At 72.9% G+C, this 15,981-nt stretch carries 16 protein-coding genes; 5 read left to right on the top strand and 11 right to left on the bottom strand.

The genetic code is table 11. The annotated features are described in order from the left end of the window. Nucleotides 1–24 precede the first annotated feature (24 nt). Entirely contained in the window at nucleotides 25–438 is a 414-nt protein-coding gene (locus tag ACGFIW_RS16930) for a type II toxin-antitoxin system Phd/YefM family antitoxin (protein ID WP_393315956.1), read from the top strand. Here ACGFIW_RS16930 and ACGFIW_RS16925 read toward each other — a convergent pair whose 3' ends face one another. The 5 genes from ACGFIW_RS16925 to ACGFIW_RS16905 all read right to left on the bottom strand — a co-directional run bounded on the left by ACGFIW_RS16925 (nucleotide 439) and on the right by ACGFIW_RS16905 (nucleotide 4,061). Continuing rightward, nucleotides 439–1,506 carry an ABC transporter ATP-binding protein gene (locus ACGFIW_RS16925; RefSeq protein ID WP_393315953.1) on the bottom strand — a complete coding sequence of 356 codons (1,068 nt, stop codon included), beginning with the start codon at nucleotides 1,504–1,506 and terminating at the stop codon, nucleotides 439–441. Next, on the bottom strand, nucleotides 1,503–2,318 hold the full coding sequence (locus tag ACGFIW_RS16920) for an ABC transporter permease (protein WP_393315950.1): 816 nt from the start codon (nucleotides 2,316–2,318) through the stop codon (nucleotides 1,503–1,505). Before ACGFIW_RS16920 ends, ACGFIW_RS16925 begins: the two co-directional genes overlap by 4 nt. Continuing rightward, nucleotides 2,315–3,100 carry a molybdate ABC transporter substrate-binding protein gene (modA, locus tag ACGFIW_RS16915; RefSeq protein WP_393315947.1) on the bottom strand — a complete coding sequence of 262 codons (786 nt, stop codon included), beginning with the start codon at nucleotides 3,098–3,100 and terminating at the stop codon, nucleotides 2,315–2,317. The genes ACGFIW_RS16920 and modA overlap by 4 nt, the downstream gene beginning before the upstream one ends. Beyond that, nucleotides 3,097–3,519: a molybdopterin-binding protein gene (locus ACGFIW_RS16910; protein ID WP_393315944.1), complete on the bottom strand. Its 423-nt coding sequence runs from the start codon at nucleotides 3,517–3,519 to the stop codon at nucleotides 3,097–3,099. The genes modA and ACGFIW_RS16910 overlap by 4 nt, the downstream gene beginning before the upstream one ends. 101 nt (nucleotides 3,520–3,620) lie before the next feature. Then, entirely contained in the window at nucleotides 3,621–4,061 is a 441-nt protein-coding gene (locus ACGFIW_RS16905) for a winged helix-turn-helix transcriptional regulator (protein ID WP_393315941.1), read from the bottom strand. Between the two features lie 137 nt (nucleotides 4,062–4,198). Between ACGFIW_RS16905 and ACGFIW_RS16900 the strand changes: the two genes are divergently transcribed. Beyond that, complete coding sequence (locus ACGFIW_RS16900; protein ID WP_393315938.1) at nucleotides 4,199–5,065, top strand: aldo/keto reductase family oxidoreductase; 867 nt, start codon at nucleotides 4,199–4,201, stop codon at nucleotides 5,063–5,065. A 385-nt stretch (nucleotides 5,066–5,450) separates the two neighbouring features. On the opposite strand, the gene ACGFIW_RS16895 is transcribed toward ACGFIW_RS16900, so the two are convergent. The 3 genes from ACGFIW_RS16895 to ACGFIW_RS16885 form a co-directional block, all read right to left on the bottom strand. Beyond that, nucleotides 5,451–5,843, bottom strand: a complete 393-nt coding sequence (locus tag ACGFIW_RS16895; protein WP_393315935.1) for an SCO5389 family protein — start codon at nucleotides 5,841–5,843, stop codon at nucleotides 5,451–5,453. A gap of 127 nt (nucleotides 5,844–5,970) precedes the next feature. After that, complete coding sequence (gene smpB, locus ACGFIW_RS16890; protein WP_393315932.1) at nucleotides 5,971–6,462, bottom strand: SsrA-binding protein SmpB; 492 nt, start codon at nucleotides 6,460–6,462, stop codon at nucleotides 5,971–5,973. A gap of 34 nt (nucleotides 6,463–6,496) precedes the next feature. Then, nucleotides 6,497–8,683 carry a hypothetical protein gene (locus ACGFIW_RS16885; RefSeq protein WP_393315929.1) on the bottom strand — a complete coding sequence of 729 codons (2,187 nt, stop codon included), beginning with the start codon at nucleotides 8,681–8,683 and terminating at the stop codon, nucleotides 6,497–6,499. A gap of 217 nt (nucleotides 8,684–8,900) precedes the next feature. Between ACGFIW_RS16885 and ACGFIW_RS16880 the strand changes: the two genes are divergently transcribed. From ACGFIW_RS16880 to ACGFIW_RS16870, 3 genes are all read left to right on the top strand, one after another. Then, the gene (locus ACGFIW_RS16880) at nucleotides 8,901–10,559 is read left to right on the top strand and encodes an FAD-dependent oxidoreductase (protein WP_393315926.1); all 1,659 of its coding nucleotides are present in this window, start codon (nucleotides 8,901–8,903) and stop codon (nucleotides 10,557–10,559) included. After that, complete coding sequence (locus ACGFIW_RS16875) at nucleotides 10,556–12,013, top strand: ATP-binding protein (protein WP_393315923.1); 1,458 nt, start codon at nucleotides 10,556–10,558, stop codon at nucleotides 12,011–12,013. Before ACGFIW_RS16880 ends, ACGFIW_RS16875 begins: the two co-directional genes overlap by 4 nt. A 76-nt stretch (nucleotides 12,014–12,089) precedes the next feature. Beyond that, nucleotides 12,090–14,030, top strand: a complete 1,941-nt coding sequence (locus ACGFIW_RS16870) for an ABC transporter ATP-binding protein (protein WP_393316476.1) — start codon at nucleotides 12,090–12,092, stop codon at nucleotides 14,028–14,030. A 212-nt stretch (nucleotides 14,031–14,242) separates the two neighbouring features. On the opposite strand, the gene ACGFIW_RS16865 is transcribed toward ACGFIW_RS16870, so the two are convergent. From ACGFIW_RS16865 to ACGFIW_RS16855, 3 genes are all read right to left on the bottom strand, one after another. After that, nucleotides 14,243–14,758, bottom strand: a complete 516-nt coding sequence (locus ACGFIW_RS16865) for an NUDIX domain-containing protein (RefSeq protein ID WP_393315920.1) — start codon at nucleotides 14,756–14,758, stop codon at nucleotides 14,243–14,245. A 190-nt stretch (nucleotides 14,759–14,948) separates the two neighbouring features. Then, nucleotides 14,949–15,590 (bottom strand): SRPBCC family protein, encoded by a 642-nt coding sequence (locus ACGFIW_RS16860; RefSeq protein ID WP_393315917.1) that lies wholly within the window; start codon nucleotides 15,588–15,590, stop codon nucleotides 14,949–14,951. Beyond that, complete coding sequence (locus ACGFIW_RS16855; RefSeq protein ID WP_393315914.1) at nucleotides 15,590–15,955, bottom strand: ArsR/SmtB family transcription factor; 366 nt, start codon at nucleotides 15,953–15,955, stop codon at nucleotides 15,590–15,592. Before ACGFIW_RS16855 ends, ACGFIW_RS16860 begins: the two co-directional genes overlap by 1 nt. Nucleotides 15,956–15,981 lie beyond the last annotated feature (26 nt).

Genomic DNA, 15,981 nt, shown 5'->3' with positions numbered 1-15,981 from the left:
ATACCCGCGCGGCACCATGCATTCATGGCCGTCCCCGCGCTCACCCCCCACTCCGACCCGCCGCGTTCCGTGCCGCTGCGTGAGGCGCGCACCCGGTTCAGTCAACTTGTCGCGCTCGCCGAGCTGACCGACACGGTCACCGTCGTCACCCGCGACGGCGATCCCCGCCCGGTCGCCGCGATCGTCCCCGCCGCGGCCGCCCGCAGCGGTGCACAGGCCCGCGCCGACGCCGACCGGCTCGCCACGGTCACCGCCGGCTGGGCACGGCGCCTGGAGGAGCAGCACCGACGCAGCAGCCAGCGGCACGCCGCCGAGCTGGGCGCGATCCGTGCGGCGCTGGCGCAGGCGTGGGCCGAGCTGGATCGCCGGGTCGTCCCGGGCAGCGACCCCACGTTGGCCCGGCTGCGCGCGGCGCACAACGACCTGCTCGCCGGCTGATCAGCCGGTGGCCGGGTAGGCGTGCGTCTCGGCCGCCTTGAGCGCCACCCAGACCCGCTGACCGGGGAGCAGCCGCAGTTGGGCGGCGGCGGCCGGCGTGACGTCGGCGGCCACCCCGATCGGCCCGTCCACCCGCACGCGCACGTTGTCGCCGTGCCGCTGCACGCCGACCACGGTGCCCGCCCAGGTGTTGCGGGGGCTGCCCTGCGGTCGGGTCGGGTGCAGGGCCACCGCCGCCGGGCGGAACGCCACGAACGCCTCGCCGTCGAGCCGGTCGGCGACGGTGAGGGTCAGCTCCGGCGCGACGCGTACCCCGTGCCCCGCAGCCCTTCCCCGATAGAGGTTGAGCCCGACGAGCCGGGCGACGTAGTCGGTGCGCGGGCGGGCGGTGACGCTCGGCCCGTCGCCCTCCTGCACCACCCGGCCACCCTCGACGATGACCAGCCGGTCGGCCAGCGCGAGGGCGTCCAGCGGGTCGTGGGTGACAAGCAGCGTCGCGCCCGGGTGCGCGGACAGGTGGCGGTGCAGCTCCGCGCGGGTGTCCAGCCGGGTGCGCGCGTCCAGTGCGGCGAGCGGCTCGTCCAGCAGCAGCAGTGCCGGTGCCACGGCCAGCGCGCGGGCCAGCGCCACCCGCTGCGCCTGCCCGCCGGAGAGCTGCCGAGGCCGGCGCTGCGCCTGCGCGTCCAACCCCACCCGGGCGAGCCAGTCCCGGGCCGTGGCCCGTGCGGCCCGCCGGTCCACGCCGTGCCGGCGCGGCCCGAAGGCCACGTTGTCCAGGGCGCTGAGGTGCGGAAAGAGCAGATAGTCCTGGAAGACCACGCCGATCGACCGGCGTTCGGTGGGCACCCAGCCGCGCACCGCCGGCCGATCCAGGTCGACGCCGTCGAGTGTGACGTGCCCGGCCGTGAGGGGATGCAGCCCGGCCAACGCGCGCAGCGCGGTGGTCTTGCCGGCGCCGTTCGGGCCGAGCAGCGCGACCACCTCGCCGGGAGCCACCCGCAGCGCGACGTCGAGGCGGAAGGCGCCCCGGTCGACGACGAGCCGGGCGTCGAGCAGCGGAGGCGTCATGCGCCTGTCATCCAGCGGTCCCGCAACGCCACCAGGATGCCCACCGACACGACGAGCAGCACCAGGCTGAGCACGATCGCGGACTCCAGGTCGGTCTCCAGCGCCAGGTAGACGGCGAGCGGCATGGTCTGGGTGCGACCGGGGTAGTTGCCGGCGAAGGTGATGGTCGCCCCGAACTCGCCCAACGCCCGCGCCCAGCAGAGCACCGCCCCGGCGGCCAACCCGGGTGCCACCAGCGGCACCGTGACGTGGGTGAAGGTCGTCCAGCGGCCGGCGCCCAGTGTGGCGGCGGCCTCCTCGTAGCGGTGGTCGGCGGCGCGCAGCGCGCCCTCCACGGCGATGACCAGGAACGGCATGGCGACGAACGACTCGGCCACCACGACACCCGTGGTGGTGAAGGGCAGGGTGACGCCGAACGTGGCGTCCAGCCAGCCGCCGAGCAGCCCCCGCCGGCCGAAGACCAGCAGCAGCGCCACGCCGCCGACCACCGGCGGCAGCACCAGCGGCACGGTGACCAGCGCGCGGACCAGCCGGCGGCCGGGAAACTCCACCCGGGCCAGCACCCAGGCCAGCGGCACCCCGAGCAGTAGGCAGAGCACGGTGGCCAGGGTCGCGGTCTGCACCGACAGCCGCAGCGCGGTCAGCGCCCCCGGCGCGCTGAGCCGCTGCGGCAGGGTCGTCCAGGGCGCCCGGATCACCAGACCAGCCAGCGGCAGGACGAGGAAGAGCAACCCCAGCGCGGCGGGAATCAGCAACGCCGCCGGCACCCGCCCTCGCCGGCGGGGGGTCACCTGGTCGAGGACCCGACTCATGGCGCCTGGAAGCCCGCCTCGGCGAGGATGGCCTGCGCCGGCGCCGAGCGGACGTACGCGACGAAGGCCCGCGCGCCGGCCCGGTTCGGCGCGTCCCGCAACGCGACGATCGGGTAGTCGTTGACCGCCCGCGCCGACTCGGGAAACTCGACGCCTGTCACGTCGGCGCTCGCCGCCCGTGCGTCCGTGCGGTAGACCAGGGCCGCGTCGACCTCGCCGAGCCGCACCTTGGCGAGCGCGCCCCTGACGTCCTGCTCCAAGGTGACCGGCGTCAGCGCGACGCCGGCCGCGTCCAGGGCGGTGCGGGCCGCCGCCCCGCAGGGCACCTGGTGGGCGCAGAGCGCCACCTTCACGCCGGGCCCGCCCAGGTCGGCCAGCCCGGTCACCCGGCCCGGGTTGCCCCGGGGCACCACGATCACCAACTGGTTGCGGGCGAAGACGCTCGGTGTGCCGTCGGCGTTGCCCGCCTCGGTGACGGTGGTCATGTTCGCCGGGGCGGCCGAGGCGAACACGTCCGCCGGTGCACCCTGGTTGATCTGGTTGGCCAGCGCGGAGCTGCCGGCGACGTTGAGAGTCACGGTGCTGCCCGGGTTGGCGGCCTCGAAGTCCTTGCCGATGCGGGTGAACGACTCGGTCAACGAGGCGGCCGCGAAGACCGTCACCGTGCCGGTGACCCGCCCGTCGACGGCACCGCCGGAGGCCCGGTCGCCGCCCGTGCCGCAGCCGGCGACCGCCAGGGCCAGGACCACGGCCACCGCCGTACGCGTCGCCCGCGGCCTCATCCGCCCGACCTTCCGCCGCTCGGGGCGGGTGCGGCCCGCTCCACCACCACCGTGGTCGACTTGATCACCGCGACGGCGACCGAGCCGACCCGCAGGTCCAGTTCGTCGACCGCCTCCCGGCTCATCAGTGACACGACGCGGAACGGGCCGGCCTGGATGTCGACCTGGGCCATCACCGTGTCCTTGCGGACGTCGACGACGATGCCCCGCAGGCGGTTGCGGGCCGAGGAGAACCCGGCGCCCGCGTCCGGGTCGGCGGCCTGGGCGCGGGCGAACGCCGCCAGGTCGACCCCGTCGATCACCCGGTGGCCGTGCTCGTCGCGCCCGGCCGTCAGCCGCCCGGCGTCGACCCAGCGGCGAATCGTGTCGCTGCTGACGCCGAGCAGGTCGGCCGCCGCACCGATCCGGAACATCGTCACCGGCTCACCCTAGCTGCCGCATCTGCGGGCACGGAAGGCCGGATCCTGCCGTGTCTGCGTACTCCCGTGGGTTTTTCCGGCCGCAGGTGCGTAGGGGCGGCTCAGTCGACGTGGTCGTCGTACGTCGCGCGGTTGGCGAGCACGTCGTCCATGTGCGTCTCGGCCCAGCCCTTCAGGCCGCGGACCACCTCGTGCAGGGAGACACCGAGGTCGGTCAGCTCGTAGGTGACGGTGACGGGCACGGTCGGCACCACGGTGCGGGTGATCAGACCGTCGCGTTCCAGGGAGCGCAGCGTCTGGGTCAGCATCTTCTGACTGACCCCGGCCAGGAGGCGCGACAGCTCCGAGTACCGCATCGGCCGGGGCTCGCCGGCACAGCCGGCGCCGAACTGGTGCGAGCCGTCGCTGCGCAGCGCGGCCAGCACCAACGTGACCCACTTGTCCGCGATGCGGTCGAGCAGCTTGCGGCTCGGACACTGCGCCAGGAAGGCGTCGTATTCCACCTTGGCCTGAGCCCTCTTCCGCGCCGTCGTCGTCGTCATCGAACTGCTCCCCCTCCGCCGGGGCGTTACGCACCTTCAGGTGCCTACTTCCCGCAGTGAAGTTACACCCCGATAGTGGAGCGGGTAGGCGATGCACCGGCACGGCCCGGTGCGACACGAAAGCCAGAGGTAAGAACATGGTCTCCACCTCCCTTCCCGGCGGCACCTGGACGCTGGGAGACCTGACGGTCACCCGGTTCGGCTACGGCGCCATGCAACTGGCCGGCCCCTGGGTCATGGGACCGCCGGCCGACCACGCCGGCGCACTCGCCGTCCTCCGTGCGGCCGTCGAGCATGGCATCACCCACATCGACACCTCCCAGGCATACGGGCCGCAGGTCACCAACCAGCTGATCCGGGAAGCGCTGCACCCGTACCCCGATTCGCTGCACATCGTGACCAAGGTCGGCGCGAACCGCGACCAGCGGGGCGGCTGGCCCCCGGCCCGTGACCCGGAAAGCCTGCGCCGGTCCGTGCACGAGAACCTGGAGACCCTCGGTCTCGACGTGCTCGACCTCGTCAACCTCCGGCTCGGCGATGCCGCTGGCCCGCAGGCCGGTTCGGTCGCCGAGGCGTTCTCGACACTTGTCGACCTGCGGCGGGAGGGCCTGATCCGGCACCTCGGAGTGAGCAACGCGACGCCGGAACAGGTCGCCGAGGCGCAGGCCATCGCGCCGATCGTGTGCGTGCAGAACAGGTACAACCTCGCACACCGCCAGGACGACGAGCTGATCGACGCGCTCGCCGAGCAGGGCATCGCCTTCGTGCCGTTCTTCCCTCTCGGCGGCTTCAGCCCCCTGCAGTCCTCGCTGCTCTCGACCGTGGCCGCCCGGCTGGAGGCGGCACCGATGTCGGTCGCCCTGGCCTGGCTGCTGCGGCGTTCGCCGAACATCCTGCTGATTCCGGGCACCTCGTCCACGACACACCTGCACGAGAACATCGCGGGCGCCGCACTGACCCTCACCGACGACGACCTCGCCGAGCTGGACAAGATCGGCCGCTAGCGGCGAGAGGGTGGCCCCGCCGGAGTTTCCAACGGGTCCACCCGGTGTCGTCGGCAGTTGCGAGGAGCGTCCCGGCGCGTCGGGATGTCGGCGCAAGATCGTGCTCGATCCGGGAAGTAGTGGCACCGGCGCGTTGGTGAGGCCACTCCTTCCCGGATCGAGCGCAACCAACGGACACGAGTCACCCCGAACCCGCCTACGGCCCCGCCCGAGCACGGTGCTCGTCATCAAGATCCGCGCAACTACCCCGATGTTGCTGCCTCCCGCGCGGCTGAGGCACCAACATCGGGGATGTTGTGCGGATCTTGGGCGCGGGGCGCGGGGCGCGGGGCGCGGGGCGTGGGGCGGGCGGGCTGTGGGGCTCCCGCCCGCCCCGGGCCCGCCGTCAGCAGTTGCGCAGCTCCGGCGACTGGTTGAGCAGTTGCCCACGGGTCGACACGAAGCGGCGGTAGCGCTCCCCGTCCACGGCCGACGGGCGGAACGCGGCGACCCGGTGGCAGTTCTGGAAGGCCAGGCGTACGCCGAAGTGCCGTTCCAGGCCGGCGCGGATCGCGTCGCTCGCCAGCGCCCGCAGCAGTTGCCCCCGGTCGGCGTCGGTGGGCGGCGGGACGACGTTGTCGGCGAGGTCGGCGTCGCCGGCCTCCAGCTCGGCCACCACCCGGCTGACGGTGGCCCAGGCGTACGGGAGTGAGTCGCGGACGCAGGCGACGAACGCCTCGTCGTCGACGGGGCCGCGTTCGGCGGCGTCGAGCAGGGCGGGCGGGACGGTGAGCGACATGGTTCTCCTCCGCTTAGAAGAATGATTACCGTTTTCAATAACGGTCTCGACTGAGCAGACCACGTCATTGGAGGGACGTCAACGACCCGGGGGCGTGCCGCGTGGAGAAACCGCGATGGAGGGCAGCTCAGGGGCGGCGGGGGTGGCCCTTGAGGTGCCTGCCCAGCTCGCGGGCGATCTCCCGGTTGGCGTCCCGCTCGGCCAGCGTCTGCCGCTTGTCGTAGGAGCGCTTGCCCTTGGCCAGGGCCAACTCGACCTTGGCGAAGCCGTTCTCGAAGTACATCGACAACGGGACCAGGGTCACCCCACCCTCGCGGACCTTGTCCAGGATCCGGTCGATCTCGGCCCGGTGCAGCAGCAGCTTGCGGTTGCGGCGGGGGGCGTGGTTGGTCCACGTCCCGTACGTGTACTCGGCGATGTGCAGGCCGTAGAGCACGATCTCGCCGTCGCGTTCGTGCGCGAACGCGTCGACAAGCGAGGCCCGCCCCTCGCGCAGCGACTTCACCTCGGTGCCGACCAGCACGATGCCCGCCTCGTACGTGCGTAGCACCGTGTACTCGTGCCGGGCCTTCTTGTTCGAGGCGATCAACCGGCGCTCGGGCTTCTTGGACGGTGTCACCCGGCGACGATATCCGGCCGCCGACCCGGTCCGGTCAGTCGACCGCCGGGTGCTCGCGTCGCAGCCGTGCGACCAGATCCCGCACCGCCTGCCCGAACGCCTCCTCGGACTCGCACGGCCAGTGCCCCAGGATCGGCGGGGGGACACTGTCGCTGGGTGGAGGCACCACGTCCTGCGGATCGGTCAACCGACGATCCACCGTCGCTTCCGGCCCGGTCAGTGTCTCGGTCTCGCCGGGCCGGTGGGAGGCGAAGATCCAGCCCCCGATCGGGTCCGTGTCGCGCCACAGGTTGACCCACCGCCAGCCCACCCGCTCGCCGACCTCCCGCAGCGTCGACACGTCGGCGGAGGCGGGAAACAACCGCGAGTACAACCGGCCCAGGGGCGACCCGTAGGTCAGCAGGGCGACCCGGTCGGTGACCCGGGCGGGCAACTGGAGCACCGTGGCGGCGAGCAGCACCGAGCCGTGGCTGTGCCCGGTCAGCAACACCCCCTGCCCCTGTTCCACCAGGTAGGTGATGCGCTTGGCCAACTCCGGCACGGCCCGCTCGGCGTAGCAGGGCGGGGCGAACGGGTGCGCCGCGCGGGGCCAGAAGGTGCCCAGGTCCCACAGGACGCCCACGTACCGGCGAAACCCGGCCGTGCGGTAGGCGAAGAGGCCGCCGATCACGAGTCCGAGAATGATCGCGGCGATCACATAACTGCCCATGCCGATGAAGAAGTTGACGAAGCCGTCCGGTACGCCGAGGAACCGCTGGGTCATGTCGCCGGGATAGATCTGGAACAGTCCGACCGCACTGGTGGCCAGCCCGAGTGCGGCCAGCCCCGCGTACACCACGGTGAGCGGCTCCAGTCGTTCGGTGAACCGGGCCCGTGCCACCGTCCGTACGACCTCGCGCAGTCGGTCGGCCGCCTCCGGGGGCGCGTGCGGAAAGTCCGCGGCCACGATCGCCCGCGCGGCCCGCCACCGACCGCGTCGGGTCAGCACCGTGACCAGGGCGGCCACCAGCAACGCGCTCAACACCGCGAGGAAGAAGCTGAAGATCGCCCACTTGTACGCCAGCGGCGGGCTCGTCGCGATTCCGTCCGCGGTTGTCCCCTCCCGGTCCAGGAGGTCCGCGGTCCGGTAGACCAGCTCGGCGGAGAAGGCCACCGCGAGTCCGGCGGCGATCGTGACGAGGACCGGCGAGCCCAGTGCGCGCAGCCTCGCGGGCCGCGGTCCTCCGACGCGCTGCTGACGGCCCCGCCGCGAGATCACCACGGCGGCGAGGACCGTGATCAGCACGGTCTGGCTGACGAACAGCCCGGCCACGGTGGCGCCGTACCCGGGCAGTGCGCGGCTCTGTGGCCACGGCGCCGGGCTGGCGAGGACGTGCACGATCACCAGGATCGTGATGCCGCAGGTGATCGTGCGCAGTCCACGGGTGAGCCTGTCCACCAGGGGTGCCGGTTCGGGCCGGTCGATGCTCCGCACGGCGCTGAGCAGGACCAGGCAGGCCAGCAGCACCCCGCCGACGGCCACCACCAGCACCACCATCACCCAGGTGCGGTGCTGGCTGGACTCGGCGAGCAGCAGGCTGCCGTCCAGCGTGGCGAAGGCGGCGGCGACGTGCACCGAGCGCAGACGACCGACGAGCGGTGCCCCGTCCCACTGGCCGACCGCGCTCAACCGATGCCGCGACGTCGCCGGCCCGCCGGTGCGGAACGCGTCGAACGAGTGGCTGAGGCGGGTACTCAACCACCAGAGGACACCGACGGCGGCGATGGCCACCAACGCCAGCACACCCAGGCGCAGCCCGATCGGGCGGCCACCGAGCCAGGACAGCCAGCTCCGGCCCGCCAGGCAGGACGGGTCGCCCAGGCAGCGCCAGGCGATCAGGTCCAGCACCACGCCGACGATGGAGAGCACGTAGAGGATGGTGAGGCTGAGGGCGAGCACCCGCCCCACGGCGAGGACGATGTTCTTCGCCGAGTGCGGCACCGGGTGCATCCAGATCGCCACGTTGCAGAGCATGAACGGCAGCAGGAACACCAGGGACAGCGTCCGCACGGCCGTGCCGGACGGCAGGTCACTCCAGCGGTACGCCTCCAGCGTCACCCCGTCGGTCACTTCGGACTCCGGATAGCCGGGCCGGGTGCGGTAGAAGCCGCCGTTGCGGTCCCCGGCGACCTGGTGCACGTACGGCCGGTTCAACACCTGGTCCGCGCCCGCACCGGACACGCCGTGCACCCGCAACTGAACGATTCCACCCGACGTCGTCGGTCCGGTCGGCGACACGTCCGCCATGGGCCCCCCGAGGTGTGCGCGGCAGCGGGGCGTGTCGTCGACGGACGACCACCCACGCGGCTCCCCGGCTTACCCATCCCGAACCCGGTCAACCGTGCCGCGCGGCTCGGGCCAGGTGCGGCCGACCGGCAGGAGGTGATTTCATGGCGCCATGGCGAACCCGATGATCCTGACCGTCGACGACGACCCGGTGGTGTCCCGTGCGGTGGCCCGGGACATCCGCCGCCGCTACGGCGACCGCTACCGGGTGCTGCGGGCGTCCTCCGGGCCGGAGGCGCTGGACGCGCTGCGGGAGGTCAAACTGCGCGGCGAGCAGGTGGCGCTGCTCCTGGCCGACCACCGGATGCCGGAGATGACCGGGGTGGAGTTCCTGGAGGCCGCCATGGACATCTTCCCGGCCGCCCGCCGGGTGCTGCTCACCGCGTACGCGGACACCGACGCCGCGATCGAGGCGATCAACGTCGTCGACCTGGACCACTACCTGCTCAAACCCTGGCATCCGCCGGAGGAGAAGCTGTACCCGGTGGTCGACGGGCTGCTGGAGGCGTGGTCGGTCACCCCGGACGCGGCGAGCGCCGAGATCCGGGTCGTCGGGCACCGCTGGTCGGCGCCGTCGTTCAAGGTCCGTGACTTCCTGGCGCGCAACCTGGTGCCGTACCGGTGGATGCTCTCCGACGACCCGGAGGGCGCCCGACTGCTCGACGCGGCCGGGGCCACCGAGGCGGACGTACCGCTGGTGGTGACGGCCGAGGGCAAGGCGCTTGTCGCCCCCAGCGAGGCCGAGCTGGCCGCGCTCGCCGGGTTGACAGTGGTGCCGGCGAGTGACTTCTACGACCTGGTGGTGATCGGCGGCGGCCCGGCCGGCCTCGGCTCGGCGGTGTACGGCGCGTCGGAGGGGCTGCGCACCGTGCTCGTCGAACGACGGGCGACCGGCGGGCAGGCCGGGCAGAGCAGCCGGATCGAGAACTACCTGGGCTTTCCCGACGGCGTCTCGGGCGCGCAGTTGACCGACCGGGCCCGGCGGCAGGCGGTCAAGTTCGGTGCCGAGCTGCTCAGCGCCCGGGAGGTGGTGGGTCTGAGTGAGGCCGGCGGCGCCCGGCTGTTGCGCTTCGGCGACGGCTCCGAGATCGCGGCGCACACCGTGGTCCTGGCCACCGGGGTGTCGTACCGGGTGCTCGACGCTCCCGGGCTGGCCGACTTCACCGGTCGGGGGGTCTTCTACGGCGCCGCCGCCACCGAGGCGCCGAGCTGCGTGGAGCAGGACGTCTACATCGTCGGCGGGGCCAACTCCGCCGGCCAGGCGGCGGTGCACTTCTCCCGGTACGCGGCGCGGGTGCACCTGCTGATCCGGGGTGCGGACCTGACCGCCTCGATGTCGCGGTACCTGATCGACCAGTTGGAACGGATCGACCGGATCACCGTGCACCCGCACACGGCGGTGGTGGGCGGGGCGGGTGCTGGCCACCTGGAGCGGCTCACCCTGTGCGACACCCGTACCGGGGAGTCCCGCTCGGTCGACACGTCCTGGCTGTTCATCTTCATCGGCGCGGAGCCCCGCACCGACTGGCTGGACGGGGTGCTGGTCCGCGACGGGCGCGGCTTCATCGTCACCGGCCCGGACCTGCTGGCCGGTGGACGCCGGCCGGCCGGCTGGTCGCTGTCGCGCGACCCGTACCACCTGGAGACCAGTGTCCCGGGGGTGTTCGCCGCCGGGGACGTGCGGGCCGAGTCGGTCAAGCGGGTCGCCTCGGCGGTCGGGGAGGGCGCGATGGCCGTCTCGCTCGTGCACCGTTACCTGGAGGCCCAATGACCAGCGGGTCCGATCGACTGACACCGGCGCAGTTGCGCACCCTGTTCCTGTTCGAGGCTCTCGACGACGGGCAGCTCGACTGGCTGGCCGAGCGTGGCCGGGTCGAGCAGCGCGCCGGGGGCACCCTGGTGTACGGCGAGGGTGAGCCCGCGACCTGCTTCTTCGTGCTGGTGCGTGGCGCGGTGGCGCTGAGCCGGCAGGTGCGCGGCGACGACGTCGAGGTCAGCCGCACCGACCAGCGCGGGGTGTACGCCGGCGCCACCCAGGCGTACCTGGGTGACCAGGTCGAGCAGAACTACCTGCACAGCCTGCGCGCGCTTGTCGACTCGGACTTCTTCGTGTTGCCGGCGGAGGATTTCGCGCACGTCCTGCGGTCCTGGTTCCCGATGCCGATGCACCTGTTGGAAGGGCTGTTCTTCGGGATGCGGGACAGCCAGACCATCGTCGGCGAACGGGAGCGGTTGCTGGCCCTCGGCTCACTCTCGGCGGGGCTGACCCACGAGTTGAACAATCCGGCGGCGGCGGCGGTGCGGGCCACCTCGGTGCTGCGCGACCGGGTCGCCGGGATGCGGCACAAACTCGCGATGATCGCCGACGGCCGGCTCGACGGCAGCGCCCTGCACGGCCTCGTCGCGTTGCAGGAGGAGGCGGTGTCCCGGGTGGCCACCGCGCCGAAACTGACGCCGATGGCCACCGCCGACGCCGAGGACACCCTCACCGACTGGCTGGAGGAGCACGGGGTCGGTGGGGCGTGGGACCTGGCGCCGATCCTGGTCGGCGGTGGGCTCGACGCGGCCTGGTTGGCGCAGGTGAAGGCGGCGGTCGGCGCCGCGGACCTGGAGGCGGCGGTGCGCTGGCTGACCTACACCGTCGACACCGAGCTGCTGATGCGCGAGATCGGCGACGCGGTCACCCGGATCTCCGGCCTGGTCGGCGCCGCCAAGCAGTACGCGCAACTGGACCGCGCGCCGTACCGGGTGGTGGACGTGCACGACCTGCTCGACGCGACGCTCGTGATGTTCAAGGGGAAGATCCCCGCCGAGGTCAAGCTGGTCCGCGAGTACGACCGCGACATCCCGCACATCCCGGCGTACGCGGCCGAGCTGAACCAGGTGTGGACCAACCTGATCGACAACGCGTTGGGCGCGATGGGGGAGAAGGGTGTGCTGACCGTGCGGACCGGGCTGGTCGGCGACCTGCTGGCGGTGGAGGTCACCGACACCGGTCCGGGTATCCCGCCCGAGGTGCGTCCGCGCATCTTCGAGCCGTTCTTCACCACCAAGCCGGTCGGCGCGGGCACCGGCCTGGGGCTGGACATCTCGTACCGGATCGTGGTGCACAAGCACCACGGCGACATCCGGGTGGAGACCGAGCCCGGACGGACCACGTTCCGGGTGCTGCTGCCGATCACGGAGGGCTCGCCGGACCTGCCGCGCGACGCGCCGACTACCTAGAGACATCGGGTGGTGGCGGCCAGTAGTCTCGGGCGGCGTTCGTGATCCCCGCCCCGAGGAGGGTCCCGTGGAGTCGATGGCCCGCCAGCGCGCCTCCGTCGAGAACGACGACCAGCCCGACGATCCACCGGGCACGATGCTGCCGGAGTTGGAGGACCGCGACTGGCTGCACCACGCGCAGGAGTTCGCGCACACCAGCTTCTGGGCGGTGGCCCGTCGACTGCCCCGGCTGGTCCGCGAGGCGGTCGGTCTGGCCTGGGCCACCAACCGCCGGGACACGGTCGCCTCCATCGGCCTGAATGTCGCCGCCGGGGTGATGACCACGTTCGGTCTGCTCGCCACGACAAGCGTGCTGCGCGAGTTGTTCGCCGCCGGCCCCACCCCGGACCGGGTCCGCTCGGCCCTGCCGGCGCTGGTCGTGGCCGCGGCGGCGGTGTCGGCGCGCGGCGGCCTGACGATCGCGGCCGGCTGGGCCCAGGCCCGGCTGACTCCGCAGATCAACTATCAGGTGGAGCTGCGGCTGTTCGAGGCCACCACGGCGGTGGACCTCGCCGCGTTCGACGACGCCGGCTTCGCCGAGGAGATGGACCGCGCACGCGACCGGGGGATGGCCGAGGCCGCGTGGATCGTCGACCACACCGTCAACCTGGTCACCGGCGTGGTCGGGATGCTCGCCACCGCCGTCGCGGTGACAGTCATCCAACCGCTGCTGCTGCCCTGCCTGCTGCTCGCCGCGGTGCCGCAGGCGGTCACGGCGGTGCGGATGGCCCGCCGGGAGTACCTGGCGATGCTGGCCCGGATCACCCGGCGACGTCGGATGTGGATGCTGGCCCACCTGATGGCCAACCGGCACACCGCCGCCGAGGTGCGCGCGTACCAGATGCGCGACTTCCTGCTCGCCGAGTACCGCGGGGTGATGGCCGTCGAGACCCGCGCCCAACTGCGGCTGGTCCGCTCGCAGACCGGCACCCGGGTGATCGGTGCCACGGTGGCGGGGTTGGCCACCTTCGGCGTGTACGCGGTCCTCGGTGGCCTGCTGCTGGCCGGGATGGTCGCCCTCGCCGCCGCGGCCACCGCCCTGCTCGCGCTGCAGTCCGCGCGAAGCAGCCTGGGTGTGGCTGTCGTCGCCACCAACTCGCTGTACGAGGATGCCCTCTACTACGAGGACTACCGGGACTTCCTGGCCCGCGCCCACGCCCGGGTGCCGATCGGGGGCAACCGGGTGACCGACGGTGTCGACGTGATCGAGCTGGACGACGTGAGCCTGCGCTACCCCGACACCGACGCCCCGGCGGTGGACCGGGTCAGCCTCACCATCCGACGCGGTGAGGTGATCGCGCTGGTCGGCGAGAACGGCTCCGGCAAGACCACCCTGGCCAAACTGATCGCGGGGCTCTACCAGCCGACCGGCGGGGTGATCCGTTGGGACGGGGTCGACGCCGCCGAGTTGGACCCGCGCGCCCTGGGCGCCCAGGTGGCCGTGATGACCCAGGAGTGGTGGAAGTTCCCGTTCACCGCCGGGCAGAACATCCGCGTCGGGCGGCACGACCGCCCACCGGACCGGTCCGGCCCGAGCGTGCGGGAGGCGGCCGACGCCGCCGCCGCGCACGACATGATCGTGGGCCTGCCGCACGGCTACGACACGCTGCTCGACCGGGAGTTCAAGGATGGCCACGAGCTGTCCGGCGGGCAGTGGCAGCGGCTCGTCGCGGCCCGTGGCCTCTACCGCGACGCCGCCCTGCTCATCTGTGACGAGCCCTCGGCCGCCCTGGACGCGCGTGCCGAACACGCCCTGTTCCAGCACCTGCGCCGTCGCCCCGATCGCGCGGTCGTCCTGATCACCCACCGGCTGGCCAACGTCCGGCACGCCGACCGGATCTTCGTGCTGGAACGCGGTCGACTCGTCCAGCACGGCGGTCACGACGAGCTGATGGCGGCCGGCGGCCTCTACCGCGAACTGTTCGACCTGCAGGCCAGTGGCTACCTCACCGGCGCCAACGACGCCCGGCCCCACTGACGCTCTCCGCCCCCGCGCTGTCCACCCCGCCAAGATCGTGCTCGATCCTCGAAGTAGTGGCCTCGCCGACGTTGGATGCCACGACAACCAGGATCGAGCACGATCTTGGCGGTCGGGTGCGGGCGACGAGGCGGACGGTGGAGGGGCGGCACCGGCGCGGGGCGGCACGGTGGCGGGGCGGCACGGTGGCGGGGCGGCACGGGGGTGGGGGGTCAGTGCCGGCGGTCGGGGGTCAGGAAGTCGGCCAGGACTTGGGTGTGGGTGGAGAAGGCCAACTCGACCGGGTCGGTGAGTACCAGCCACTCGTTCGCCTCCTCGGTGGGCGCCGAGGGCGGCAGGTTCTCGGCTGCCTGTTCGGGCAGCACCCCGAAGACCATCATCGTGCCGCCCGCCGGGGCGCTGTGCACCGCGAACAGTCGGGCATCCTCGGCCGCCGCGACCAGGCCGGTCTCCTCCCGCAGCTCCCGGACGAGCGCCTCGGACCACTCCTCGCCGTACTCGATGAAGCCGCCGGGCAGCGCGAGCAGCCCGCGGGCCGGCTCGATGTCCCGGCGGACCACCACGACGCCCAGGCCGTCGGCGGTGCGGACCGGCAGCACCGCGACCGCCACCGGCAGCGGGTTACGCCAGACGGTCTCGCCGCAGACCGCGCAGACACGCGGCCACCCGGCCGCCGCCGGGTAGGCCGCGCCGCAGTAGGAACAGTGCGAGTACGGCGTGCCGGTCATGCCGCAGCACGTTACTCCGCGCCGCCGCCCCGCTCCCGCCCTGCCGTCGTGCCGCCGCCGCCGCCGTGCCGCCGCCGCCGCCCCGCTCCCGCCCTGCCGTCGTGCCGCCGCCGCCGTGCCGCCGCCGCCGTGCCGCCGCTGCGCCGTCGTCCCGCGCTGCCCGTCGCCCCCCGCGCTGCGCCGCTTGCGCTCAGGCTGCTGGGGAGCCGGTGTAGAAGGCGGTGGTGCGCGCGGCGGCGGCGTTCGCCTCGTCGGGGTCGGTGCCGGCGGCGATGCTCGCCGCACCCCACAGTCGGCTGCTCAGCTCCATGGCCTGTCGGCCCTCGGCGGAGGCGCTCCACTCGGCGCTCTGCTCCGGGGTGACCCCGCTGCCGTCGCCGGCCAGGTGGGAGGCGAGGCCGAGCAGCCCGAGATCCCAACCGACGCCGACGGCGCCCGGCCCGAACTGGGCCCACCGGTCCTGGTCGACGTGCGCGATGTGGTCCAGGTCGAGGCGGGCACGCTCGTCGTCGACCGGGGTGATCCGCACCTCGATCCAGCTCACCTCGTCGCCGTACTCCCAGGTGGCGGTGAAGCGGTGCGGCGGCTCGCAGCTCTCGATGATGCCGTGGGCGTTGCCCTGCAACTCGTACTTGCCGCCCAGCCGCAGGTCGCCGGAGATCGGCAGGAACCAGCGGGGGATGCGCTCGGCGTTGGTGCAGGCGTCCCACAGATCCTCGGCCGTCGCCTGGTAGGTCTGGCTGATCGTGGTCACCCGAGCCTCGCCGGCGGCCAGGGTGCGGCTGCCGACGGTGCGCTGCACGGCGTTGATCTGCTCGGTGGCGTCGAACATCAGGTGTCCCTCTCGTCGGGTGGGTCGGCGGGCTCGCGCAGCCGACGGTCGCGTCGGCCCCGGGCCAGCTCGGTGGCGAGTGCCGCCAGGGGCGGGGTCCAGAACCGGCGGAAGTGCTCCAGCCAGCCGTCGACCTCACGCAGTGGCCGTGGGTCGACCGCGTAGAGCCGCCGGGTGCCCTCCGGCCGCACGGTGGCGAAGCCGTTGTCCCGTAACACCTTGAGGTGCTGGGACACGGCGGGCTGGGAGATGCCGAACTCGTCGCGGATCACCGCGCTTACCGCACCGGCGGTCTGCTCGCCGTCGGCGAGCAGCTCCAGGATGCGGCGCCGGACCGGATCGCCCAGCACGTCGAAGGCGTGCACGACGACAGTTCTATCATCGCCGGCTT

The organism is Micromonospora sp. NPDC048935, from assembly GCF_043197875.1.
Lineage (GTDB): Bacteria > Actinomycetota > Actinomycetes > Mycobacteriales > Micromonosporaceae > Micromonospora.
This window is presented reverse-complemented; position numbering and strand designations above follow the sequence as displayed.